21 protein-coding genes are annotated in these 24,518 nt (G+C 66.9%); 4 read left to right on the top strand and 17 right to left on the bottom strand.

Translation table 11 applies throughout. The annotated features are described in order from the left end of the window. Window positions 1-14: 14 nt before the first annotated feature. The 11 genes from holA to HNO81_RS12860 all read right to left on the bottom strand — a co-directional run bounded on the left by holA (window position 15) and on the right by HNO81_RS12860 (window position 14,407). Window positions 15-1,031, bottom strand: coding sequence for a DNA polymerase III subunit delta (gene holA, locus HNO81_RS12905; protein WP_175318510.1), 1,017 nt, complete (start codon window positions 1,029-1,031; stop codon window positions 15-17). Then, on the bottom strand, window positions 965-2,833 hold the full coding sequence (locus HNO81_RS12900; RefSeq protein WP_254703454.1) for a ComEC/Rec2 family competence protein: 1,869 nt from the start codon (window positions 2,831-2,833) through the stop codon (window positions 965-967). The genes holA and HNO81_RS12900 overlap by 67 nt, the downstream gene beginning before the upstream one ends. 279 nt (window positions 2,834-3,112) lie before the next feature. Further along, the gene (locus tag HNO81_RS12895; RefSeq protein ID WP_175318508.1) at window positions 3,113-4,039 is read right to left on the bottom strand and encodes a helix-hairpin-helix domain-containing protein; all 927 of its coding nucleotides are present in this window, start codon (window positions 4,037-4,039) and stop codon (window positions 3,113-3,115) included. Between the two features lie 91 nt (window positions 4,040-4,130). After that, a complete protein-coding gene (locus tag HNO81_RS12890) occupies window positions 4,131-4,730 on the bottom strand; it encodes a hypothetical protein (RefSeq protein ID WP_175318507.1) in 600 nt (199 codons plus the stop codon). 288 nt (window positions 4,731-5,018) lie between these two features. Further along, window positions 5,019-5,318 (bottom strand): hypothetical protein, encoded by a 300-nt coding sequence (locus HNO81_RS20145; protein ID WP_254703453.1) that lies wholly within the window; start codon window positions 5,316-5,318, stop codon window positions 5,019-5,021. 116 nt (window positions 5,319-5,434) lie between these two features. Beyond that, entirely contained in the window at window positions 5,435-6,085 is a 651-nt protein-coding gene (locus tag HNO81_RS20140) for a hypothetical protein (protein ID WP_254703452.1), read from the bottom strand. A 136-nt stretch (window positions 6,086-6,221) separates the two neighbouring features. After that, window positions 6,222-7,220, bottom strand: coding sequence for a DegV family protein (locus HNO81_RS12880; protein ID WP_175318506.1), 999 nt, complete (start codon window positions 7,218-7,220; stop codon window positions 6,222-6,224). 87 nt (window positions 7,221-7,307) lie between these two features. After that, window positions 7,308-9,836 (bottom strand): leucine--tRNA ligase, encoded by a 2,529-nt coding sequence (gene leuS, locus HNO81_RS12875; protein ID WP_175318505.1) that lies wholly within the window; start codon window positions 9,834-9,836, stop codon window positions 7,308-7,310. Between the two features lie 348 nt (window positions 9,837-10,184). After that, window positions 10,185-11,699 carry a glycerol kinase GlpK gene (glpK, locus tag HNO81_RS12870; RefSeq protein ID WP_175318504.1) on the bottom strand — a complete coding sequence of 505 codons (1,515 nt, stop codon included), beginning with the start codon at window positions 11,697-11,699 and terminating at the stop codon, window positions 10,185-10,187. Between the two features lie 42 nt (window positions 11,700-11,741). After that, window positions 11,742-12,491: an MIP/aquaporin family protein gene (locus tag HNO81_RS12865; RefSeq protein WP_175318503.1), complete on the bottom strand. Its 750-nt coding sequence runs from the start codon at window positions 12,489-12,491 to the stop codon at window positions 11,742-11,744. 92 nt (window positions 12,492-12,583) lie between these two features. Further along, window positions 12,584-14,407 carry a glycerol-3-phosphate dehydrogenase/oxidase gene (locus tag HNO81_RS12860; RefSeq protein ID WP_175318502.1) on the bottom strand — a complete coding sequence of 608 codons (1,824 nt, stop codon included), beginning with the start codon at window positions 14,405-14,407 and terminating at the stop codon, window positions 12,584-12,586. Window positions 14,408-14,532: 125 nt separating this feature from the next. Between HNO81_RS12860 and HNO81_RS12855 the strand changes: the two genes are divergently transcribed. The 4 genes from HNO81_RS12855 to HNO81_RS12840 are packed head-to-tail and all read left to right on the top strand — an operon-like array spanning window position 14,533 to window position 18,401. Continuing rightward, window positions 14,533-15,498 (top strand): sugar-binding transcriptional regulator, encoded by a 966-nt coding sequence (locus HNO81_RS12855; protein WP_175318501.1) that lies wholly within the window; start codon window positions 14,533-14,535, stop codon window positions 15,496-15,498. A gap of 19 nt (window positions 15,499-15,517) precedes the next feature. Beyond that, window positions 15,518-16,387 carry an aldo/keto reductase gene (locus HNO81_RS12850; RefSeq protein ID WP_175318500.1) on the top strand — a complete coding sequence of 290 codons (870 nt, stop codon included), beginning with the start codon at window positions 15,518-15,520 and terminating at the stop codon, window positions 16,385-16,387. A gap of 8 nt (window positions 16,388-16,395) precedes the next feature. Continuing rightward, window positions 16,396-17,325: an alpha/beta fold hydrolase gene (locus tag HNO81_RS12845; RefSeq protein ID WP_175318499.1), complete on the top strand. Its 930-nt coding sequence runs from the start codon at window positions 16,396-16,398 to the stop codon at window positions 17,323-17,325. Next, on the top strand, window positions 17,322-18,401 hold the full coding sequence (locus HNO81_RS12840; RefSeq protein WP_175318498.1) for a glycosyltransferase family 1 protein: 1,080 nt from the start codon (window positions 17,322-17,324) through the stop codon (window positions 18,399-18,401). Before HNO81_RS12845 ends, HNO81_RS12840 begins: the two co-directional genes overlap by 4 nt. Here the strand turns inward: HNO81_RS12840 and HNO81_RS12835 are convergent. The 6 genes from HNO81_RS12835 to mihF form a co-directional block, all read right to left on the bottom strand. Next, complete coding sequence (locus HNO81_RS12835; protein WP_175318497.1) at window positions 18,398-20,521, bottom strand: primosomal protein N'; 2,124 nt, start codon at window positions 20,519-20,521, stop codon at window positions 18,398-18,400. The two genes, HNO81_RS12840 and HNO81_RS12835, sit on opposite strands and share 4 nt — an antisense overlap. A 122-nt stretch (window positions 20,522-20,643) precedes the next feature. Then, on the bottom strand, window positions 20,644-21,879 hold the full coding sequence (gene metK / locus HNO81_RS12830; protein ID WP_175318496.1) for a methionine adenosyltransferase: 1,236 nt from the start codon (window positions 21,877-21,879) through the stop codon (window positions 20,644-20,646). A gap of 88 nt (window positions 21,880-21,967) precedes the next feature. After that, window positions 21,968-23,200 carry a bifunctional phosphopantothenoylcysteine decarboxylase/phosphopantothenate--cysteine ligase CoaBC gene (gene coaBC, locus HNO81_RS12825; protein WP_175318495.1) on the bottom strand — a complete coding sequence of 411 codons (1,233 nt, stop codon included), beginning with the start codon at window positions 23,198-23,200 and terminating at the stop codon, window positions 21,968-21,970. A 38-nt stretch (window positions 23,201-23,238) separates the two neighbouring features. Then, window positions 23,239-23,499 carry a DNA-directed RNA polymerase subunit omega gene (gene rpoZ / locus HNO81_RS12820; protein ID WP_003800778.1) on the bottom strand — a complete coding sequence of 87 codons (261 nt, stop codon included), beginning with the start codon at window positions 23,497-23,499 and terminating at the stop codon, window positions 23,239-23,241. 15 nt (window positions 23,500-23,514) lie between these two features. Next, window positions 23,515-24,108 carry a guanylate kinase gene (gene gmk / locus HNO81_RS12815; protein ID WP_175318494.1) on the bottom strand — a complete coding sequence of 198 codons (594 nt, stop codon included), beginning with the start codon at window positions 24,106-24,108 and terminating at the stop codon, window positions 23,515-23,517. 44 nt (window positions 24,109-24,152) lie between these two features. Beyond that, window positions 24,153-24,470: an integration host factor, actinobacterial type gene (gene mihF, locus HNO81_RS12810; RefSeq protein WP_175318549.1), complete on the bottom strand. Its 318-nt coding sequence runs from the start codon at window positions 24,468-24,470 to the stop codon at window positions 24,153-24,155. Between the last annotated feature and the right edge of the window lie 48 nt (window positions 24,471-24,518).

Raw genomic sequence — 24,518 nt, 5'->3', positions numbered from 1 at the left:
TGGCGCTCCGGGCCCTATCGGCCCTGCACGGACATGGCAATCACGGTGACGGCGTGCTCCACGGCGTATACAGGATCCCGGGACAGGCCCTTGACCTGGGCATCGGCCTCCGCCGTGGCCTGGATGGACCGCACCAGGCCGTCAGGGGTCCAACGCCTTACGTCGCGCTGGGCCTGCTCCACCAGCCAGGGCTGCATGCCCAGTTCCGCGGCGATTTGCGCTGATGGTCCGGAGGCGCCTGCCACCCGTGCCACCGTCCGCAGCTTCGAGGCAAGTGCGGCTACCAGCGGTACCGGGTCAGCCCCGGTGGCCAGGGCGTGGCGCAGGGTGGACAGCGCGAGGGGTGCGTTTCCTGCCATGGCGGCATCGGCCACTTTGAAGGCGGTGGCCTCGACCCGGCCGCCATAGTACTTGTCCACGGTGTCAGTGGTGACGGTGCTCCCGGCGTCGGCGATCAGCTGGGCGCAGGCGGCAGCGAGCTCTGAGAGGTCTGCCCCCACGGCATTGACCAGCGCCTGCACGGCGTCCTGGTTGATCCGGCGTCCGGCTGCCTTGAATTCCGCGACGACGAACTGGACCTTGTCCGATTCCTTCTTCAGCGGCTGGCACTCGACGACCGGCCAGCCGCCTTTCCTGACAGCGTCGAGGAGCTTCTTTCCGCGGGCCCCGCCTGCATGGCGAAGCACGACGACGGCGTCCTCTTCCGGGTGCTGCAGGTACCCGAGGGCGTCTGCCAGGAAAGCGTCGTTCATGCCCTCCACAGCTTCCACTTCAATCAGTTTGCTCTCGCCAAACAGGGAAGGGCTCACCTGCATGGTCAAGGTGCCGGCTTCGTACCCGGCGGCGTTGATTCGGCTCACTTCGACGTCCGGTGCTGCCGCCCTGACCTGGGACCGGATGCTGTCCATCGCCCTGATTCCCAGGTACTCCTCGGGACCGCTTACCAGGACGATCCGTGCCGGGGTTACGTCCCGCCAGGATGCTGTGTTGGACGCTTGGGAGCGGGGTGCCCGCTTTTGCGCAGCGGCCATCGGCAGTTCCTTCCGGAGGTTTTATTGCAGTATCCCAGCCTGCCACGTCTGGGGCCGGGGTCCAAGCCGCGGACAGCGCGTAAGCCCTGAATCCGCGACTCCAGCAGAGCCAGCTGGGCGACCGTACCGGCATGTGCGGTGCGGACCCTGCGGATAATCCGGCGGGGCCGCGCCAGCGCTTCCAGGCCCGCCAGCGAAAGCACCGACAGCAGCACCATGGACAGCATCCCCGGCACCCCTTCCGGCCAGGGCAGCGATGATCCCGGAAGCTGCGCTGCCAGCCGTGCCGTGGCGGCCACACCTCCGCTGAAGAACCCTGCGACGGCGATCAACGCCGCGGCAGCCCCCGGCCACAGCACCACCAGGGGCACGGCCGCTGTGCCCAGCAGCGTTACGGGAGCTACCAGGGGCGAGACCACAACGTTGGCAACCAACGAATACGTTGAAAACTGGGCTTGGAGGAGAACGATCACAGGCCCGCACAACAGCTGGGCAGACAGCGGAACCGCTACTGCTGCCGCAAGCCATCGTGGGACCGCTCCGGGAATCCAGCTGATGATCCGGCGTCCCAGAAGAATGATTCCCAGCGTGGCCAGGACTGAAAGCAGGAAGCCAAAACTGGTGCCGAGGGCGGGATCCCCCAGCAGGAGCCCCAGGACGGCCAGGCAAAGGAAACTCAAGCCGCGCCCCGGCCGTCCTCCGGCCAGCGAAGCTATCCCGATGGCTCCCATCAGCGCCGCCCGGAGGACACTGGCATCAGGTCCCACCAGAACCACGAACAGGGCCAGGCCGCCAAGTGCCACAGCAGCGGCAGGCGCCCGCGGCAGCCTGAACCGCCTGCACAACAGCAGCAGCGCCCCCAGCACCAGGCTGCAGTTCGCACCGCTGACCGCTGTCAGGTGTGTCATGCCAACAGCCTTCATGGCATTGCCCAGCCCTTGGTCCAGGGCGCTGGTGTCGCCGGTGACCATTCCCGGGAGAAGGCCCCCGGCGTCCGGCCCAAGGAAGGCGGCGGCGGATACGAAACGGCTGCGGAGCTCCCGGGCGGCGCCCTCCAGCACCGACCCTCCCCCGGGCTTGCCGGGACCGGTTGAAGCGGCGAGTGTTGCTGCCTCCTGGGCTCCGGGATCCGGCGGCCGCAGCTTGCCCGCGGCGCGCAGGGTTTGTCCCGGCACCACGTCACCCCACCCCGTGCCGCCCATCACGACGACCCGGGCACGGGTACGAACCAGGAGACCGCCGGCCGTGACTTCCTGCGTCCATACCGCGACTGCCCATCGTCCCGCCGCAGACCCTCCGGGCCCGGCCAGGGGTCGTGGGTTTCCGGCGACTTCTACTATGGCCACGGCGGACTTGCCGGATGCTGCTGCTTCGGCAAGCGGCCCTTCGAACCGTTGGCTAGACGCCGTGGCGGAGTGGGCTGCCGACGCGGCGGCGAGCATCAGGGCGACCCCCAATGCCGCTCGGAAGCTGCGGCGGCCGCGATGGTTCGCCGGCTGACCTGATGAGCGGCTCAGCGTGGCCGCCACCCGATGCTTCTGTCCCCTCTTCACCGCCCTGATCAGGAACAGGCCCCCGAGGACCGCAAGCGCCCAGCACAGGGCGGCCAGCGACGCAGGCGGCAGCCAGATCCCGGCCACCGCGGCGGCCCACACCAGTACGGCAGGCAGTGCCAGGCGGAGGTCCGTGCGGCGCCTTGGCTCCACGGCCCCGGAGCCACTGTCTTCCTGTCGCGCGCGGATATCGGTCCGGCGCTTGCGGACGTGCGCCACGCCATGGGCCCAATAGCCTCCCAGGCCCATGCCTTTCAGTTCTGCCGGGCGGCCTGGACGCAGTCCTGGCAGTTGACGGCGTGGGGGCGGCTCGGGCAGCGCTGTCGAAGGCGTACCGGTTCGGGGAGGCTGCGTCGCCGAACCCAACATGGTGCCGGCTGCGGCGTCCTGCCCAGGCGCCGCGCCCTGGACCGCGGAGTCCACGAACCTGCTCCAAGGGCTGGTGGCCCCCTGGCCCCGGTCCGGAGCCCTTTTTCCTCTGCGGCCCGCCCTGCCGGACCGGCTCCCGCCCGCTGCCATCAGGGCGCCTTACACCGTCACCAAGGGAAGCAGGGTTTCGAGCATCTTGGGCCCCACCCCGTCCACTGCATCCAGTTCCTCGACGCTTTTGAAGGGCCCATGGTCCTTCCGCCAGTCCACGATCCGCTGCGCCAGCACCGGCCCCACCTTGGGCAGGCTGTCCAGTTCCGCGGCGTCGGCGGTGTTGAGATTGATCTTCCCGCCGGCGGCACCTGCCGGTTGGCCGGCGTCGTCTGATCCAGCACCTCCCGGGCCTGTGCCTCCTGTGCCTGTTCCACTGGTGGCAGCGGAATGTGAACCGGATGACGCTGGTTCCCCACGCAGCGGGACGTAGATCTTTTGCCCGTCCTCCACCACCAGGGCAAGGTTCAGGCGGTTCACGTCGGCGTCCGGGACTGCCCCGCCGGCGGCCGAAATGGCGTCATCTACGCGGCTGCCGTGCTGGAGCCGGATGACACCAGGGGCAGCTACGGCTCCAGCCACGTGGACCACCACGAGGGAGCCGTCCGGAGGCTGTCCCGGGCCGGGACCGCGGCTTCCTGAATCCGCGCCGCCAGGGTCGCCCGGAGGTGTGCTGTCCACCGCGGCGCTGCCGGCCGTAGCGGTGTCTTTGCCTGCGCTGGCGCCGTTTAGGGGCACAACTTCCGGGGTTGCCGCACCGGCCTGCCACCAGAACCAGGATCCTGCCGCCAGTGCCAGCCCGGCCAGGAGCAGGGCAACCCGCAACCCCACGCGCCACCGGAGGGACGGCACACTACCGATACCGTCATCGGCGCCGGTTCCGGATGCTTCCGGCTCCCCTTGGCCGCTGTACTCAAATGCCTCGGAGGCGCCCCCGCCGTCCAGAAGCCCGGGCGCTTCCCCCAAAGTGGCCTGAAGCCGTTCCCTTGCATGCCGCGCCTGCTGACGTGCTGATCCAGCATCCCGGCGTGACATGGTTCCACCCTAGGAACCTGCGCCGCCACGGTGCACGTGCCGGGCCCGCTATGTGGAAAGGTGCACGCGCCGTACCGGTTCCGCACGGTGGCTACTGGTTCCGTGCCGCGTCGATAAACTCCTGCGCAATCTGCGACATCAGGCTGCGGGCCTCTTCCTCGCTTATCGCCATCCCGGTGTTGGATCCCATGTCGAGTGACACTGTTCCAGCAAGGACTCGGAGCCCAACGCCAGTGACGTTCCCGTTGAAGAATTGCTTGGTCACGTAGGCTTTCTCCCCGATGTCCGGACCCGGACGAAGTTGAATCGTGAACTTCTGGGGCCCGCCAGCTGCGGAGGGCATCTGGCCCAACGTGGCGCAGCGAACCATCAGTTCCTGGCTGTAATCAAAGTCGGCCTTGACGAGGGTGTCCCTGGGAGCGCTTCGCACATCAATAAGGATCGTGCCGTTTCCTTGATCACGGGCGTTGAACACCTCGCCCAGGGCAAAGCCCATGGAAAGATCCAATTGTGCCTCGTGCTGCCACGACCTGTGGAACACGCTGCATTCTGCTGGTTCGGTGGGACCCAGCAGGGATGACGCCGGCGCAGACGCCGGCGGCTGGGTCATCAACGCGTATGACGTGCGTGCCATGGCCGTGTCCTCAGCTCTTCCGCCGTGTGGCTCAAGAACTTTACTGCTGATGGCCATGAGTTCCTGGTCGGTAAAGACCTTGGGCGACGCCGTGCTGGGCTCCGCCGGGGGGCTCGTGCTTGAGGCGTCTGAATGGGTGGTACTGCTGCCCGTCTGTGAAGCCGTGTCAACTGGCTGGCCCGACCCGCATGCGGTGAGGATCAACAGTGCAGCGCCCAGCATTCCGGCTCTTCCGAACCGACCGACGCACGTAACCTTTTGCACTGAACTGGCTTCCCTGGCCATCCGGATTTCCTCCTCTGTGTACGGCCCTGGAGTTTGTTGGCGCAGCGTGCGCTGGCTGACTTAGAAATCGACGCCCTTGACCAGGGTGACGAACTGCCCCTTGACCTGCTCCTCGGTTGGCCCGCTGGGAGAAATCAGAATCTCTGCGGTGAAGATGGCCATGTTGTTGCCGCGCGCCACCATCAAGGTCAAGGAGGTGACCGGAACGCTGCTTTCCGGCCTGAGGGACTTCGGTCCACCCGGATTTGAGCTGATATTGAGCGTTGCTTTGTCGCCAACGCCCTGGATGTTTTGTCCATGCGGCGGCAAAATGCCGGACAGCAGGGACGCGCCGCCTTCGTGGAGTTCGATGGCGAACACCAGCGAATCCGGACCAGGTGTGCCCAACGAACCAAACCGGTACCGGCAACTGCCGTCCCCGGGGACGACCTGCGCCTGGGTGGTGGCACCGAAGGCCTGCTGGAGGGCCTCGGCACTTACCAGGGCGCATACAGGGTTTTGGTGGACGCCTGCGGACCGACAGCCGGCGCCGGCGGAACGCGCAGGTCAGTACCATTGCCCCATCCGGCATCGACAGCTGCCTGTGCCAGGGCGCGTGCCGAAATGTTGCCGTCCGGTACCGGGGTTCCCGCTGCGATGGGCGGCATCGCCACGATGCGGAGGTCAAGGGATTCCTTGCCCCTGATGGCTTTGAGTACGGTGTTTGCCGACGCCCCGCCTGGCTCGCCGCGGAACCATCCCGTCCACTGCATGCAGGCGAAGTCACCAATGCCATCCACCGCAGAGCAGTCGGGGGCCTTTTTCGCGTCGGTGATGTCGGCGGCCGATGCGGGCGAGATGAGCGAGACGGAGAGCGCAAGGACCTTCTCGTACTTGCTCATGTAGCTGCACAGATAGGCCGGACTTCCAGCCGGTTTATCGTATTGCCCCACTTGGACAAGGCCGGGATCGACCTTGGCAGCGATGGCAGGAGTGATCAGGTCGCAGGCCGGGTTCCCTGATCCGGCTGGTTTGGCTTGGGTAGGCGACGAGGGGCTGCCACCCTGCGCGCATCCGGCCAGACTCATCACCAGCGCGGCCACGGCCATGGCGCACGTCCCCAAAGCGCGGATTCCAGGAGCACGCATGGTTTCCTCCGGCCTCTGACTGCCGTCCCGAACGGGAACGTCCCTGATGTGCCGACGCTACGGGCCCCCATGCAGTGCTGCCAGAGGCCAAGGACCCGGCGGTTGGAACCGCAGCAGCCTCCCCGTGCCCTCCGTCTTAGGCGGGACCGCCACCGCCACCGTGTCCGCCGGGCATCGTGCCGACAATGACCGCCAGGACGCCAAGACCTGCATGTGCTGCCAAGACGGCGGGAAGCGAACTGATCTGGGCCGGAGGGCACTGTGGAAGGGCCGCCTCCAGCCGCACCGCCAGGCTCTCCGCTTCCTCGGGATTGCCGAAGTGGTGGACGGCCAGAACCACGGAGTCGCCGGGATGCGCCTCCGCTTCCGCCACGACGATTTCTTCAAGCCGGGCCACGGCCCTGGCACCTGAGCGCACCTTTTCGAGCGGAACGATCCTGCCGCCGTCGACCGCCAGGATTGGTTTGATGGCGAGCATCGTCCCCAGGAGCGACGCCGCCGCCCCGATCCGCCCGCCGCGGCGCAACTGCTCAAGGGTGGGCACGTAGAAGAAGACCTTGGTGCGTGCCGCCTGGGCCGCTGCCGCGGCGGCCACCGCGGACCGGTCGCCGCCGGCTGACGCTGCTTCCACCGCTGCCTGGACGGCCAGGCCCTGCGCCATGCCGACCGTTCCCGTGTCCACCACGTCCACCGGGATTCCTACCTTGGCCGCAGCCAGGCGGGCGGCGTCCGCGGTGCCGGAGAGTCCGCCCGAGATGTGGACCGAAACGATCCCTTCGTATCCCCGGAGTTCGGCGGCCCGGTAGGCCTGCTCGAACTGCCCCGGCGATGGTCTGGAGGTCTTGACCGGGGTACCTGCGGCCAAGGCAACGGCGATGGTCTCCAGGATGTCGTCTTCGCCCTCACCGTAGATTTCGGCGCCGACCATAACGGGCATCGGAGTCACTGTCAGGATCCCGTCCCGGGGAAGTCCGGACACGTAGTCCGCCGGCAGGGCAGCGGCCGAGTCGGTGACGACGGCGGTGCGCCCGGCAGGGCTGCCGCCCGGGCGTCTGGCGCCGGGGCGGGCTGCAGGCCGCAGACCCGACAGCCGGGCACGGACCCATGGCCAGGCGGCGGCGCTACTGTCTGGCAAGGGGCCTCCTGGAAACGGTGTCCTGCTTAGCCGGCAACGGCCGCCGGAATAATTCCCGCGGCCGTTCTGTCACTGCGGGTACAACAACTAGGCCGGAACGATGTTGACCAGCTTAGGCGCACGAACAATGACTGTCCGGATGCCACGGCCGTCCAGGGCACGCTGGACGTTTTCCGATGCGAGGGCCAGCTCGCGCAGCTGGTCCTCGGAGACGTCCGGGGACACCTCCAGCCGGTCGCGGACCTTGCCCTGTACCTGGACGACGGCGGTGACCGTGTCCTGGACCAGCAGGGCAAGGTCGTGGGCCGGCCAGCCGGCGTTGGCAACCGACGCAGGGTGGCCCAGCAGGTTCCACATGTCCTCGGCGGTGTACGGGGCGAAGAGGCTGAGGATGACGGCCACTGCCTCGGCGGCTTCGCGGACTGCGGGATCGGCTGCGCCGGCGCCGGCGTCAATCGTTTTGCGGGTGGCGTTCACCAGCTCCATGAGCTTGGCCACCACGACGTTGAACTTGTTCGCGTCCAGCAGTGCCTGGGCGTCGGCGATGGTGCGGTGCGTGACGGCACGCAGCGCCCGGTCACCGGCGGCGAAGTCAACGCCGGGCTCACTGGTGACGTCCTGGCCGAGCCGCCAGGCGCGGGCCAGGAACTTCGCGGACCCCGACGGCGAGACGTCCGCCCAGTCGACGTCGTCCTCCGGCGGGGAGGCGAAGATCATGGTCAGGCGGACGGCGTCGACGCCGTACTTGTCCAGCTGTTCGCCCAGGTCCACGCCGTTGCCGAGCGACTTGCTCATGGCTTTGCCGCCGTTGAGGACCTGGCCCTGGTTCAGCAGGGCGCGGAAGGGCTCGTCGGCCTCGATCAGGCCCATGTCGTGGATGACCTTGGTGAAGAAGCGGGCATAGAGCAGGTGCAGGATGGCGTGCTCGACGCCGCCCACGTACTGGCCGACGGGCATCCACTCGTTGATCTTCGCGGGATCGAACGGCCCCTCGGTGTACTGCGGGGAAACGAACCGCAGGAAGTACCAGGAGGAGTCCACGAAGGTGTCCATGGTGTCCGTGTCGCGCTTTGCCGGGCCGTGGCAGGAGGGGCATTCCACGTTGACCCAGGCCTCGGCGGCGGCCAGCGGGGAGGTGCCCTTCGGAGACAGGTCCTCGCCGCGGAGGTCATCCGGCAGGGTGACCGGCAGCTGGTCGTCCGGGACCGGGACCTCGCCGCAGTCCGGGCAGTGAATGATCGGGATGGGGGCGCCCCAGAACCGCTGACGGCTCAGCAGCCAGTCACGCAGCCGGAAGTTCACGAACTTCTCGCCGGTTCCCAGCTTCTCCAGGATGGTGATGGCGGCGGGAATGGCCTCAGCCTTGGGCAGCCCGTTCAGCTCCCCGGAGTTGATCAGGGTGCCCTCGCCGGCGGTCGCGGTGCCGGAGACGGCGGGATCTTCCTCGCCGGTGTCCAGGACGGCCCGGACCGGCAGGTCGAAGGTCTTCGCGAAGTCCAGGTCGCGCTGGTCGTGTGCGGGCACGGCCATAATGGCGCCGGTGCCGTAGTCGGCCAGCACGTAGTCGGCAGCCCATACCGGCAGCTTCTCGCCGTTCAGCGGGTTGATGGCGTAGCGGCCGGTGAAGACGCCGGTCTTTTCGCGTTCGGTGGACTGGCGTTCGATCTCGGAGAGGGCCTTGACCTGCTCGCGGTAGGCGTCCAGGGCCGCGGCGTGTTCCTCGGTGACCAGTTCGACGGCGATCGGCGCGTCTGCGGCGACCACGAAGAACGTCGCACCGTACAGGGTGTCCGGGCGCGTGGTGAAGACGGTGACGTCCTTGGCGGGCTTGCCGCCGTCGGCCTCTACGACGAAGGTGACGTGCGCACCCTCGGAGCGGCCGATCCAGTTCTTCTGCATGGCCAGGACCCGCTCGGGCCAGTGGCCGCGCAGTTCCTCCATGTCGTCCAGCAGCCGGTCCGCGTAGTCGGTGATCTTGAAGTACCACTGGTTCAGGGACTTCTTGGTCACGGCGGTGCCGCAGCGCTCGCAGGCGCCGTTCACCACCTGCTCGTTGGCCAGGACCGTTTGGTCCTTGGGGCACCAGTTGACCGGGGAGTTCTTGCGGTACGCCAGGCCGCGCTCGTAGAAGCGCTTGAACAGCCACTGCGTCCAGCGGTAGTACCCCGGGTCGGAGGTGTGCAGCCGGCGGGACCAGTCGGCGGAGATCGCGTACCGCTTGAAGGACGCGGCCTGGGTGTCGATGTTGGCGTAGGTCCACTCGCTGGGGTGGGCGTTGCGTTTGATGGCGGCGTTCTCGGCGGGCAGGCCGAAGGAGTCCCAGCCGATCGGGTGCAGCACGTCGAAGCCCTGCTGGCGCAGGTAGCGGGCGACGACGTCACCCATCGCGAATGCTTCGGCGTGGCCCATGTGCAGGTCGCCGGAGGGGTAGGGGAACATGTCCAGCACGTAGCGGCGTTCCTTGGAGCCGTCGTCGAGCGGGGTGAAGACCTTGAGGTCCTCCCAGACCTGCGGCCACTTCGCCTCCATGGCGGCGAAATTGTAGGTGCCCTCCTCGGGGGCGGCACCTGCGACGGCTGCTGCTGTTCCGGTCTCTGTCTCCGGCTGAACGCTCACTGCTGGCCTCTTCTATTCTTTTCGATCTTGTCCGATCAGGACGGGACGCGCCTGATCCTTCGGTCCCCTGCTCCGGGCCCGCACTTCGTCCCGGACACACAAAAGCCCCTCTCCATGGAGGGGCTGCCGCTCGACAATCCGGAAGTCTGGACGGGATGCCGGGCGGCTAGCTAAGCAGGAGGATCGCACGCATACCATCACCTTACCGCGTGTCCACCACGACATGGAAACAGGCGGCGCACGTGGGACAGGCCGCACAAGGGTTGAGGAAGGCGGCCCCTCGCCCGGGTGTGGTGGGCACCGCGAAGCGGGCGGGGCAGGGGCCGCCTTCCTCAACCTAAGCTGCAGCTAGCGAACGTCCTCGTCGACCCACTCCATGGACTTGGTGACCGCCTTCTTCCAGAGCCGCATCTGCCGTTCCTGCTCAGACTTCTCCATCTGCGGTTCCCATCGCTTGTCCTCGGACCAGTTGGCCGAGCACTCGCCCAGGTCCTTCCAGAAGCCGACTGCCAGGCCAGCCGCGTAGGCAGCACCCAGTGCCGTGGTTTCGATGACCTTGGGACGGATCACCGGAACACCCAGGATGTCCGCCTGGAACTGCATGAGGGCGTCGTTGGCCACCATGCCGCCGTCGACCTTCAATTCGCTCAGCGGCACGCCGGAGTCTGCGTTGACGGCATCCAGCACCTCGCGGGTCTGGAACGCGGTGGCTTCCAGCGCTGCCCGGGCGATGTGGTTCTTGTTGACGAACCGGGTCAGGCCCACGATCGCACCACGGGCGTCCGAGCGCCAGTACGGGGCGAAAAGGCCGGAGAACGCGGGCACGATGTACACGCCGCCGTTATCCTTCACCGACGCGGCAAGGGTTTCCACCTCCGGGGCGCTGCTGATCATTCCAAGGTTGTCGCGGAGCCACTGCACCAGCGAGCCGGTGACGGCAATGGATCCTTCCAGGGCGTAGTGCGGTTTGGCGTCGCCCAGCTTGTAGCCCACCGTGGTCAGCAGCCCGTTCTTCGAGTGGACGATTTCTTCGCCCGTGTTGAAGATGAGGAAGCAGCCGGTGCCGTAGGTGTTCTTCGCTTCGCCGGCGTCAAAGGCGGCCTGGCCGAAGGTTGCGGCCTGCTGGTCGCCCAGGATGCCCGCCACTGGCGTCTCGCGGAGCAGCTGGGAGCTGTGGACGTTGCCGTATACCTCGGAGGAGGACTTGATCTCCGGCATCATGCTGCGCGGCACGCCGAAGATGCCCAGGATCTCGTCGTCCCACTGCAGGGTTTCAAGATCCATGAACAGGGTGCGGGAGGCGTTGGTGACGTCGGTGACATGGACTCCGCCGTCGACACCGCCGGTCAGGTTCCACAGGACCCAGGCGTCGGTGTTGCCGAAGACCAGGTCCCCGGATTCGGCTTTTTCCCTGGCGCCATCCACGTTGTCCAGGATCCACTTGATCTTGGTGCCGGAGAAGTAGGTGGCCAGCGGGAGGCCCACCTTCTGTTTGAAGCGGTCCGCTCCGCCGTCCTTGGCCAGCTGGTCCACGATGTCCTGGGTGCGCGTGTCCTGCCACACAATGGCGTTGTAGACCGGCTTGCCGGTGGTCTTGTCCCATACGACGGCGGTCTCGCGCTGGTTGGTGATGCCGACGGCGGCGATATCGTGCCGCGTCAGGTTCGCCTTTGACAGGGCAGAGCCAATGACCTCACGGGTGTTGTTCCAGATTTCCGCGGCGTCGTGCTCAACCCAACCTGCCTGCGGGAAGATCTGCTCGTGTTCCATCTGGCCGGTGGAGACGATGGCGCCGCTGTGGTCGAAGATGATGGCGCGGGTGCTGGTGGTGCCCTGGTCGATGGCGATTACGTACTGGTTCATAGTGACGTCCTTGTCTTGTTGTTCGATCTGGGTGACGGGTGGTCAAGCGGCGGCGGTGATGATGATTGGAACGATCCTTGCAACAATGCCGGCGAGGGCGCCGCCGACCAGCGGGCCGACCACCGGAATCCAGGCATAGCTCCAGTCACTGGAGCCTTTGCCCTTGATGGGAAGCACTGCGTGGGCGATGCGGGGTCCGAGGTCGCGGGCCGGGTTGATGGCGTATCCGGTGGGGCCGCCGAGCGAAACGCCGATGCCGACCACGAGCAGCGCCACGGCGAGCGGGCCAAGGCCCGAGGGGGTGCCGCCGAGGGTCAGGATCACGAAGACCAGGACGAATGTGCCGACGATCTCGGTGATCAGGTTCCAGGGGGTGGAACGGATGGCCGGGCCGGTGGAAAACGTGCCCAGCTTGCCTGCAGGTTCGGGCTCGTCATCGAAATGCTGCTTGTAGGCCAGCCAACAGACCACGGCACCGAGGAAAGCGCCCACCATCTCGCCGCCGAGGTAGGTCAGCGTCGTCCCGAAATCAACAGCGACTCCCGGGGCGTACTCGGCCTTGCCGTTGAGCAGCAGGCCCAAGGTCACGGCCGGATTCAGGTGTGCACCGGACTTGGCGGCGACGAAGACGCCACAGAAGACAGCGATACCCCACCCCCATGTGACCATCAGGAATCCGCCGTTGTTGCCTTTCGTCCCCCGCAAAGCCACGTTGGCAACGACGCCGCAACCCAACAGGGTCAGCATGCCCGTGCCAAAGACTTCGGAGAGGAAGACTATTCCTAGAGACATCTTTGACTCCTTCTTTGTTTAATTGTCGGTCCCCCGCGGGCGAAGGACCGTGGGGCCGGGACGCTGGCGCGCCCCGGCCGGCCGCCCGGCCCTTAGGAGACCAGGCTGTGCGTTTCCACGCGGTGGAAACGCTGCAGCACGTCTTGGGCGTGCTTGATCTCGGCGGCGCGCGCCGAGGCGTCCCATTTGAGCGGGACCGCCAGCACCTCCGCCATCTCGTTGAGGAGCTCTCCGGTCACCAGCCCGCGGAAGGCCAGGGAGGTGCGCCGGATGAGGACATCCACCAAATGCCCCACCTGCTCGTTCTCGGCCATGAACACCAGTTCACGGACGCTCAGTTCCCGGGTGGAGCGCAGCACCTGGTCAGGTTCGGCGTCGAGGTACTCGATCACGGCTTCAGCCCGGGTCCCGTAGCGGGTCAACAGCCCGGCGGTGCGGTCTGCGTCGCGGCCGGCACCCATGTGGGCCTTGATCCACTTCTGCACGCCTGCCTCGTCGGCCGGGAAGGCTGCACCCCCACCGATGGGGAGCTGCGCCGTCGACACCTTCCGCTGTACCCCAAGTTCGGTGAGGACGTCGTTGGTCATGTGTTCAGCGAGGGCGCGGAAGGTGGTCCACTTTCCGCCCACCAGGCTCAGTACGGCGGCGCCGGATCCGTTGGCACCCGACGTCCGGCGTTCGATGCGGTAGTCGCGGGAGACAAAGCCCGGCTGCGTGGCGTCATGGCTCGGCAGGGGGCGGACTCCGGAGAACGTGTAGACGATGTCATCCGGCGTCACGTCGATGGACGGGAAGACATGGCCGATCAGGTCGAAGAAGTACTGGATCTCTTCATCGGTGCAGATGGCATCTTCCGACATGTCCGCGTCAACGTCCGTGGTGCCTACCAGCACCCGGTCACCCATCGGGTAGATCAGGACGATGCGGCCGTCAGTGTGCTCGAAGAAGATTTCCCGGCCGCGGCAGGCGTCGAGCAGGCCCTGGTGGTCCAGCACGATGTGGGAGCCCTTGGTGCCGCCCATGAAGGCCGACGCTGCACCCATGGCTTCGTTGGTGTGGTCCACCCACGCCCCGGTGGTGTTGACGATGATGTCCGCGGTGAAGTCGAACTCCTCACCGGTGAGTTCATCGCGGAGCCGGACTGTGCTTCCAAGGCCGGTTCCCGGGTTAGGCTCCGGGGACATGGACTGCAGCGACAGGTAGTTGCTCGCCCGGGCCGTGTCACCCTGGGCACTTGCGCCCTGGCTGTTGCCTGCCCGTCCTGCCTTCTCGCCGTCCTGGAGGACGTCAAGGGTCAGCCGTTCGGGGTTGTGCACGGAGGCGTCGAAGTACGTGGCGGTGTACTTGACGTCGGACCTCAGGGCGGGCAGCTCCTGGAGGGCTGCCTTGTGGGTGCGGAACTGGTGCCGCGGCACCGTGCCGCCGTCGCGGGAAAACGAATCGTAGAGGCTGAGGCCCACCTTGATGAGGAACGCGCCGCGCTCCTTGGGCTTGCCCTGCTGCTTGTGGGTGAGGAAGCGGAGCGGCGCGGAGAGGATGCCGGAAAAGGTGCTGAAGATGGGGATGGTTGTCTGCAGGGGCTTGACGTAGTGCGGGGCGATCTTCAGGAGGCGGTTGCGCTCGACGACGGATTCCCGGACCAGCCGGAACTCGCCGTTTTCGAGGTAGCGGATACCGCCGTGGATCATGTGCGAGGACGCGCCGCTGGCGCCCTGGCAGTAGTCGCCGCGCTCCACGAGGGCGACGTCGACGCCCTGCAGTGCCAGGTCACGGAAGGTACCTACACCGTTGATGCCGCCGCCAACGACCAGGACTTTTGCGTGCGGACGCCGGCGCAGGCTGTGGACGGACGCGCGTTCGGCCGCTGGCCGGGGCGCAGATGCAGCTGGTTGGACGGATGAATCCTTGGGTCCCAAAACGACTCCCTTGGGGCTTTGTGTGATGCGGTCACCGCTGGGTGGCGCCGCCGTTCTGCTCTATTGTTTGGAGAAATGGAAAATGGAGTCAAGCACTATGCACAAACGTGCAGAACGGAAGTGAGATGGCACTTTCCCGTGACCAGGAGGCCCTTCGGGCTGCACAAATGTATTACCTGCAGGACCTCACCATGGATGCGATCGCACGCGAGCTGCGGACGTCCCGGTCCACCGTTTCCCGGCTGCTCTCCTCTGCACGGGAGTCCGGCCTGGTGCAGATCCAGATCCGCAATCCCTTGGACACCGGCCCCGAACTGGAGGGCATGATCCGGCGCCGATACAACCTGGATGTCCACGTGGTTCCCATCCTGGGGACCCTGAACGAGGCCGAAACCCTGGACCGGGTGGCCATGCAGGCGGCCCGGACCATCGGGCCCCTGGTGGACTCCAATGCCATCATCGGCGTGGCCTGGGGGTCCACGCTCAGCGCGGTGAGCCGCCACCTCACCCGGAAGATCACCCACGACAGCGTGATCGTCCAGCTCAACGGCGCCGGGAACATGCACACCACGGGAATCACCTACGCGAGTGACATCATGCGCAGGTTCGGCAGCGCCTACGGGGCACGGGTGGAGCAGTTCCCGGTGCCGGCCTTCTTCGACCACGCCGCAACGAAGACGGCCATGTGGAATGAGCGCAGTGTTCAGCGCGTCCTGGAACTCCAGGCCAAGATGAGCATTGCCATTTTCGGCGTCGGATCCGTGCATGCCGACTACCCCAGCCATGTCTACGCCGGCGGGTACCTCGACGAGGAGGACCTCAACGCCCTGGCCAACTCCGACGTGGTGGGCGATGTTGCCACCGTGTTCTTCCGCGGCGACGGGTCTTCCGACGGGATCGTCCTGAACGAGCGGTCCACGGGCCCTTCCCTCGCCCAGCTCCGGCAGGTGCGCCGCAGGATCTGTGTGGTGTCGGGGGTCTCCAAAATCAACGGGCTGCGCGGAGCGCTCGCCGCCCGGCTTGCCACCGATCTGATCCTCGACGAAGCCACTGCACGGCGACTAGTCGATTACGAGGGCCTCACCAGCTGAAGTGGGTAAAGTCGTTGCCATGAGAACCTCACCCCGGCTCAGCCTGAACAACGGCGTGCTGATAGACCAGCTTGGCTTTGGGCTGTACAAGGTACCGGCAGCGGACGCGGAAGGGCTGGTGGCCACCGCCCTGGCCGCCGGCTACCGGCATTTCGACACCGCCGCCATGTACGGGAACGAAACCGGCGTTGCTCGCGGCATCAGTTCGCAGCTGGATGCCGGGACCGGCAGCGGCGGCTCGGGCGAGCTTTTTCCGTCCCTGACCCGTGAAGACGTCTTCATCACCACGAAGGTATGGAACGACCACCACGGCTATGACGCAACACTTCGCGCTTTCGATGATTCGATGGTCAACCTGGGCCTGGACTATGTGGACATGTACCTCGTCCACTGGCCGTGCCCGCGCCGCGGCCTGTACCCGGAAACCTATCGCGCCCTGGAGACGCTCTACCGCGAAGGCAGGGTCCGCGCCATCGGCGTCAGCAATTTCCAGCCGGCCCACCTTGACCGCCTGCTGCAGAGCGCGGAAGTGGTCCCCGCCGTCAACCAGGTGGAGCTCCACCCCTGGCTGCAACAGGAGGAACTGCGTGCCAAGCACACTGAGCTCGGCATCCGGACCGAGGCCTGGAGCCCGCTGGGCCGCGGCCAGGTGCTGGCCGACCCCGTCATCCAGGCCTGCGCCGCCGAACACCGCCGGACCCCAGCGCAGGTGATCCTCCGCTGGCACATGCAACTGGGACACATCGCCATCCCGAAGGCCAGCTCCGAAGCCCGGATCCGCGAGAACCTGGACATCTTCGGCTTTGAGCTCTCCGAGCGCGACCTGGTTGCCATTAAAGCGCTGGACCGCGGGCAACGGACCGGGTCGCATCCGGACAACGTCAACTAGGCCCGGGCATGAATACAGTGAACCCGGGGCCCTCCCCTGCGCCCGCGTACCTGAGCGCCGGACTCGCCGCCCGCACGTCCGCGTCCACGGTGGAGCTGAACGGCAGCACGGTGGCTTTCTGGACCTATGAGCCCGTTGCGGAGAGCCAGGACACCCGGACCATCCTGGTGATCCACGGGTTCCGCGGGGACCACCACGGACTCCTGCGCGTAGCGGACCAGCTACCGGACATGCGCCTCATCATGCCGGACCTCCCGGGCTTCGGCAGTTCGGATGCTTTTGCCCCAGGCCCCCACTCCGTGGAGCGCTACGGGCAGTTCATTACCGACTTCATGGCTGCTTTGAACCTGGGGCCGGACACCGTGCTGCTGGGCCATTCGTTCGGTTCCATCGTGGCCTCGCACTTCGTGGCCGGCAACCCGGACGCCGTGCATCCGCTCATCCTGATCAATCCGATTGCCGCGCCGGCCCTGGAGGGGCCCAAAGGCGTGATGACACGGCTGGCCGTCCTGTACTACCAACTCGCGGCGCGGCTTCCGAGCGGGCCCGGCCTTGCCCTGCTGCGCAACCCGCTGATCGTGCGGGTCATGAGCGAAACCATGGCCAAAACCCGCAACGCCGGGCTTCGGGCCTTCATCCACGACCAGCACCACGCGTACTTCAGTTCCTTTGCCGACCGGGACAGCCTGCTGGAGTCTTTCACCGCATCCGTCAGCCACCACGTGGCCGAGGTGGCAGGACAACTGGAACTACCCGTGCTGCTGGTTGCCGGCGAAAAGGACGAAATAGCCACCCTCCCCAACCAGCACCGCCTCCTGGAAATCCTCCCCGACGGGGAGCTTAAGGTGATTCCCGGCGTCGGGCACCTCATCCACTACGAGACCCCTGAACCAGCCGCCCGTTACATCCGCAGCTTCCTGGAGGACCACCCCGCGTGAAGATCGTCATTGATGCACGTTTCACCCGCACCGACCACCACGACGGCATCAGCCGCTACGGAGCCAGCCTGATTGCGGCCACGGCCAAGATTGCCGATGTCTCCATGCTCGTTTCGGACGTCCGGCAGCTTGCCCTCCTGCCGGACGTGCCCTACACCATAATCAACAGCCCGCTTTCGCCCCTGGAGCTGTTCGTTGCCCGGAAAGTCAACGCCCTTGGGGCGGACGTCGTGGTCTGCCCCATGCAGACCATGGGCACCTGGGGCCGGAAGTACGGCCTGATCCTGACCCTGCATGATCTGATCTATTACGAACACCCCGCTCCCCCGGGATTCCTGCCTGCACCGGTCAGACTGTTGTGGCGCCTCTACCACAAGGCATTTTGGCCCCAGCGGCTGCTCCTGGACCGGGCCGATACCGTGGCCACCATCAGCCGGACCACCGAGGCGCTCATGGCCAAGTACCGGCTGACGCGCAGGCCCGTCCGCATCATCGCCAACGCCCCGCAGCCGGCGCAGGAACCCCGCGACCCGGCAGCCGGCACGGACAAGACGATCATCTACATGGGTTCCTTCATGCCTTACAAGAACGTGGAAACCATGGTGGCCGGCATGGCCCGGCTTCCGGGCTACACGCTCCATCTGCTCAGCCGGATCACCCCGGAGCGGCGGGCGGAGATCGAGGCAGTTGTGCCGGCGGGGGCATCGGTGATGTTCCACAACGGCGTCACGGACGCGGAGTATGACGGGCTCCTCCACCGGGCCACGGCGCTGGTCAGCCTGTCCCGTGCCGAAGGTTACGGGCTTCCGTTGGTGGAGGCCATGGCGGTGGGCACACCGGTGGTCGCCAGCGACATTCCGATCTTCCGTGAAGTGGGGGCGGACGCCGCGCTGTATGTGGATCCGGAGTCTCCCACGCAGTTTGCGGACGCCGTGCGCCAGCTTCAGGACAATGCCCACTGGAAGGACATGTCCCGGCGTTCCATGGCCAGGGCGGCGGAGTTCAGCTGGGATGAATCGGCGCGCCAACTAGTGGACGCCGCGCACGAGGTGGTGGCGAAAGGGCGGCGGCCCTAAAGTACGTCGACGCCGTCCAGCCGAAGCTGCACCGGGTCTGTGGCCCGCTTGGCCGCCACGGCGGCGCGGGTGACGCGGAGGACGCGCACGACCGCGGACGCCTGGCCGTAGGGGAAAAACAGCAGGGTGCGCACATCCTCGGCTGACTGCCTGCCGGAGGGCGGTGCGGTGAGCAGGAGCGGTGCGGGGCCTGCAGTCCGCACGGTGATCCCCGCACCGGCCAGGTCAGCTTCCACCGCACCCGTGTAGTGTTCGACGGCGGCGCGCGGCCCCGTCACGGAAGCAATGCGCACCGCCGGCGGAAGCTGGAGTTCGATCCGCAGGGACAGTTCGCGCCTGGCGTAGCCGGACGGATCCCACCGCAGCAGTGCCCCGGTAGCGGCGGTGTCCGCGGCGGTGACCACCACCAGCCCCTTGTCCGGGGCGGGGCGAACCAGCGCGGCTGCGTTGAACCAGCGGCGCACTGTGTCCTCACCCGCGCGGAGCGTCTCGCGGCGCAGCAGGGAATCCCCGTCCAGCAGCAGCGCGGCGGCATATCCGCCCTGTGCAACAGGCTCCGCCCCCACCGTGGCCACCACCAGTGCTTTGCCCGGACCTACCTGGGCTTTCACCTGGTCTCCGGAGGACGTGGTGACGGTTGTTCCGGGGAAGGCACGGCCAAGCTCTTCGGCGGTGCGCAGCACCCCCGTGGCACCTTTGCGAAGCCGCCGGCCACCGCAGTGGGAGCATTTCCACTCAGGAGCCGGCGTAGAGCACCAGCGGCATTGGGGCAGTGCGGAGGTGCCGGCCAGCGCCAAGGGACCCTGGCAGTGGCCGCATCGGGCGGGTTCACGGCAGGTTTCGCACACCAGGGACGGCGCGTAGCCTGCCCTTGCAACCTGGACCAGGACGGGACCGCGTTCCAGCCCCTCCTTGGCAGCCTGCCACGCGGCGTGCGGGAGGCGGGCGATAGTGGCCAGCGGGTCCCGGCCCTGTTCGAAGCTGTCGGCAGTACTGACCACGCGCGGGACAGTGCCGCGGACGGTTGCCCGCTCGGCTTCGACGGGGACTGCCCAGCCGGCCTCCACCAGCCGCTGGACCTCGGTGCTGCGGGCGTGCCCGGCGAGGAGGCATGACGTCCCCTCTTGTTCGGCTCTCAGGAGCAGGACCTCGCGGGCATGGGCGTACGGTGCGCGCTGTTCGATGTGGAGGTCGTCGCCGTCGTCCCAGCAGGCAACAAGCCCGAGGTCCTGCACCGGGGCAAATGCTGCCGAACGGGTACCGATGGCGATCCTGGCACTGCCCGCCAGCAGGCGCAGGAAGTTCCGGTACCGTGGGGTGGGACCGTCATCCGCGGTAAGCCTGGCCACGGCCTCCCCCGGCACCAGGTCCTCCAGCGCCTCCTCCAACCGGTCAAGGTCACGGTAGTCAGGCACCACCAGCAGCGCGCCACGGCCCGAGGTATACGCCGCGGCGGCGGCCTGGGCAAGGAGGACCGGCCAACCGGCGGCCCCGTACCCCTGCAACGGATTGATGACGGCACGCGGGGACCCACCGGCGGCAAGGTGCCGCAGGAAAGCGGCACCGGTGCGGTAGGCGCCCCAGGCCGACGTCCCGGACACCGGGGCGGCCCCGGCGGCCCCGGCTGCCCCTTCGCCGGCTGCCCCCTCCCCGGCTGCAACGTCCGGTTCCGCAGGCCCCAGGGCCCCGGGGTACTCCTTCTCCAACCTGGCCACGCGGGGCGGCACGGCAAGGCGGAGGACGTCACTGACGGTACCCGCGTAGCGGGCCGCCACAGCGGCGGCAAGGTCCTTCACGGCCGGCGTGAGGACCGGAACAGGTGAGACGACTTTTGCCAGTGGCACCAACGTATGCCCGGCGTCGGACTGGGCCAGCCGTTCGAGGACAAATCCGTTGAGATCCTGGCCGTTGAACTTGACCTTCACCCTGACGCCCGGTTGGGCAGCCTGGTCAAGCGCTTCCGGGACCGCGTAGTCGAAAGGCCGGTCCAGGTGCGGCAGCGAGGACTCCACGAGGACCCTGGCCACGGGGAGGTGCGCTGCGACGGCGATGCCACTGGGCATGGTCCGCGCCGGAAAGCCCTGCAGCAGCGATGGCTGCACGGAACTGTCAGCAACCATTGCAGCTACCTCCGCTCAGCTACCGGATGGGGACAGGAACAGGCAATCACCGGGCACTGACATTGGCAATTGGGGATGCCCGGTCCTGCCACTGCCGCATCGGGCTTCCGGCCGGAGCGCGGCTAGGCGTTGAAGAATGCCTTCAAGTCGTCCACCCGGTCAAGGCGTTCCCACGTGAAGTCGGGATCATCGCGGCCGAAGTGCCCGTGGGCAGCAGTCTTGGCATAGATGGGACGCTTCAGGTCCAGGGCGTCGATGATGGCGCGCGGCCGGAGGTCGAAGATTTCCGCAATGGCTTCGCTGATGCGGGCCGGATCGACGGTCTCGGTGCCGAACGTCTCCACGTAAGTTCCCACCGGGCGGGCCTGGCCGATGGCGTAGGCGATCTGGATCTCTGCCCTCTTGGCGAGCCCCGCGGCCACCACGTTCTTGGCAACCCAGCGCATGGCGTATGCGGCGGAGCGGTCCACCTTGGACGGATCCTTGCCGGAGAAGGCGCCACCGCCGTGGCGGGCCATGCCGCCGTAGGTGTCCACGATAATCTTGCGGCCGGTCAGGCCGGCGTCTCCCACAGGGCCGCCGATAACGAACTCACCGGCAGGATTGAGAATATTCGCTGCGCGGGAAATGTCCAGGTTGGCTGCGGCCAGGACCGGCTCAATCACCACGGCGGCGAGGTCGGCGCGCAGCTGTTCCAGGCTCGCGCCCTCGGCGTGCTGGCTGGAAATCACCACGGTTTCAACAGAAACAGGGACGTCCTTGTCGTAACCAACAGTCACCTGGGTCTTGCCGTCCGGGCGGAGGTAGGCCAGCTGGCCCTTCTTACGGACGTCGGTAAGGCGCTCGGAGAGCCGGTGGGCCAGCCAGATCGGCGTGGGCATGTACGACGGGGTTTCGTCACTGGCGTAGCCGAACATCAGGCCCTGGTCGCCTGCGCCCTGGAGGTCGTAGTCATCCTCCTGGCGGCCCTCGCGGGCCTCCAGGGAGTTGAAGACGCCGCCGGCAATGTCGTTGGACTGCTGGCCGATGGATACGGACACGCCGCAGCGGGCGCCGTCAAAACCGTTGGCCGAGGAGTCGTAGCCGATGCCAAGGATGGTCTCGCGGACGATCTGCGGGATTTCGACGTAGGCGTCGGTGGTGACCTCGCCTGCCACGTGCACCAGCCCGGTGGTGGCCATGGTTTCCACGGCCACACGGGACTCTGGATCGGCCGCCAGGAGCGCGTCAAGGATGGCGTCGCTGATCTGGTCGCAGATCTTGTCCGGGTGGCCTTCGGTGACCGACTCGGACGTGAAGAGCCGGAGCGCGGAGGGCGTGGCCCCGTGGGTCTGGGGAAGGTGCAGCGGTAAAGTCACTCAACTACCTTACTGGTTGGTGTTGGCACTCCCGTCAGGGAGGCGTCAGTACATGTCCCCGTGCTAAGACGAGGTGGCCGAAATCACCTCAGGTGAGGGGTGAAACGTGGTTCAATTCGAAGCTGATGCGCTTGATGATGGCTTCCGAAACCTCGGCCTTGGTCCCGGACGCTTCCTGTGGTTCGGAGCCGGAACGCGAAAGGATGACCACGGAGTTGGCGTCCTGCCCGAACACTTTGTCCGTCCCCACGTGGTTCACCACCAGCAGGTCGCAGCCCTTCCGCCGGAGTTTCGCCTCCGCGTAGCCCAGGACATCGCCCTCGCTGTCCCCTGTTTCTGCTGCGAATCCCACGATGAGTTGCCCGGCAGCTGCGGAATTCCGCTGTTCCACGAGCTCCTGCAGGATGTCAGGATTCCGGACCAGCGTGATGACGGGATCCGCGGCGTCGTCCCGCTTCTTGATCTTGGTGTCCGAGACGTCGGCCGGGCGGAAGTCGGCCACGGCCGCAGCCATAATGACGACGTCGGAGCCGGCAGCGGCCGCCAGGGCAGCTTCCCGCAGTTGGAGGGCAGTCTCGACGCGGACTATGTCGACGCCGGCGGGCGGCTGGACGTCCATGTGGGCCGCCAGCAGCCGGACGGTGGCACCGGCGTTCCGGGCGGCGACGGCCAGCGCCACGCCCTGCTTGCCCGAGGACCGGTTGCCGAGAAAACGCACGGGGTCCAGCGGTTCGCGGGTACCCCCGGCGCTGATGGTCACCGTGCGGCCGGCGAGGGGCAGCTGGTAGTCGGACTGGCCCTGGACCAGTGCCATGGCGGCGTCGAAGATCGCCTGCGGTTCGGGAAGGCGTCCCGGGCCCGAGTCCGCGCCGGTCAGGCGGCCGGAAGCAGGCTCCAGGACGGCGGCTCCGCGGCTGCGGAGCGTTTCGACGTTGGCCCGGGTTGCGGCGTGCTGCCACATTTCGGTGTGCATCGCAGGGGCGAACAGCACGGGGCCATGTGCCATCAGCAGCGTGTTGGTCAGCAGGTCCCCGGCCTGGCCGGTCGCGGCTTTGGCCAGGAGGTCCGCGGTGGCCGGTGCCACGACAACCAGGTCGGCCTCATGGCCTAGACGGACGTGGTTGACCAGGTGCACGTCGTCGAAGACGCTGTTGCTGACCGGATTCCCGGACAGGGCCTCCCAGGTTGCGGTGCCGATGAAGCGGGTGGACGCCTCCGTGGGGATCACCGTGACGTCATGGCCGGCTTCAGAAAAAAGCCGGAGGAGCGATGCCACCTTGTAGGCGGCAATCCCTCCCCCGACTCCGAGGACTATGCGCACGTGATCTCCGTCAACAGCAAGTCAGTGAAGCGGCAGGATTACTCTGCTGCTTCGATCGGCGTGGAAACCAGCTTGCCTTCGTTGATCTCGCGCAGAGCGATCGAGAGCGACTTTTCGTTCAGTTTAGTGTCGACCAGGGGGCCGACGTATTCGAACAGGCCCTCGTGCAGCTGGGCGTAGTAGGCGTTGATCTGACGAGCGCGCTTGGCACCGAAGATCACCAGGCCGTACTTGGAATCGGCCGCCTCAAGCAGCGAGTCGATCGGCGGGTTGATGATGCCTTCAAGGTTCGTGGACACGAATTCTCCAAATTCCTAGCGGGCTGACGGTTCCGGCAGGTGTGGATGCGGAGTCAGCCCCATGAGTGAAACAAGCTCGTCCGCTGCCCGGCGGACGTCGTCGTTTATGACGGTGTGGTCGAACTCCGGTTCAGCAGCAAGTTCCAGTTTAGCGGTTTCCAGCCGGCGCTGCTGTTCGTCGGGGGTTTCGGTGCCGCGGCCCACCAGCCGGCGGACCATCTCGTCCCAGGTGGGCGGGGCGAGGAAGACGAACTGGGCGTCCGGAACGGCTGCCTTGACCTGCCGCGCACCCTGGAGATCGATTTCCAGCAGCACCGAGCGGCCTTCGGCGATGGCGGCGTTGACGGTGCTCTTGAGGGTGCCGTAGGTGTTCTGGCCGTGGACGACGGCCCACTCCAGCAGCTCCCCCTCGGCAATAAGCTGCTCGAACTCGTCCTTGGTTTTGAAGAAGTAGTGGACACCGTCTTCTTCGCCCGGCCGGGGCGCCCGGGTGGTGGCTGAGACCGAAAGCCAGACTTCCGGGTAGTTGTCCCGGATGTAGGTGGACACGGTGCCTTTGCCAACAGCCGTCGGACCTGCGAGGACTGTCAGTCCCGGTTTCTTGCTCACGTATTCCTTTTGCCGCGGTTGGGGAAGGACAGGCGCTGCCTGCCTCAGTGCTCGTCTATAAAATCTACCAGCGCGCGGCGCTGGTGGACGCCCAGGCCCCTGACCCTGCGGGACGTGGCAATGCCCAGCTGCTGCATGATGGCGGCGGCCCGGACCTTTCCGATGCCCGGGAGGGCTTCGAGGAGTTCGGAAACCCGCATGCGGGCCAGGGCGTCGTCCTCCAGCGCGGAACTGATGATGTCCGCCGCGGACCTGTCGCCGTTCCGGAGGCTCTCCTTGGCGGCGGCCCGGGTGGCCCTGGCTGCTGCCGCCTTGCCCAGGGCATCGGCCCTCTCAGTCGCGGATAAAGGTCGCAGGACCATGACGGACACCCCCGGAGTCGGCGGATTCATCCAAGGGCGGCCGCCCTT

It is taken from the genome of Pseudarthrobacter sp. C4D7 (genome assembly GCF_013359725.1).
Taxonomy (GTDB): Bacteria; Actinomycetota; Actinomycetes; order Actinomycetales; family Micrococcaceae; genus Arthrobacter.
This window is presented reverse-complemented; position numbering and strand designations above follow the sequence as displayed.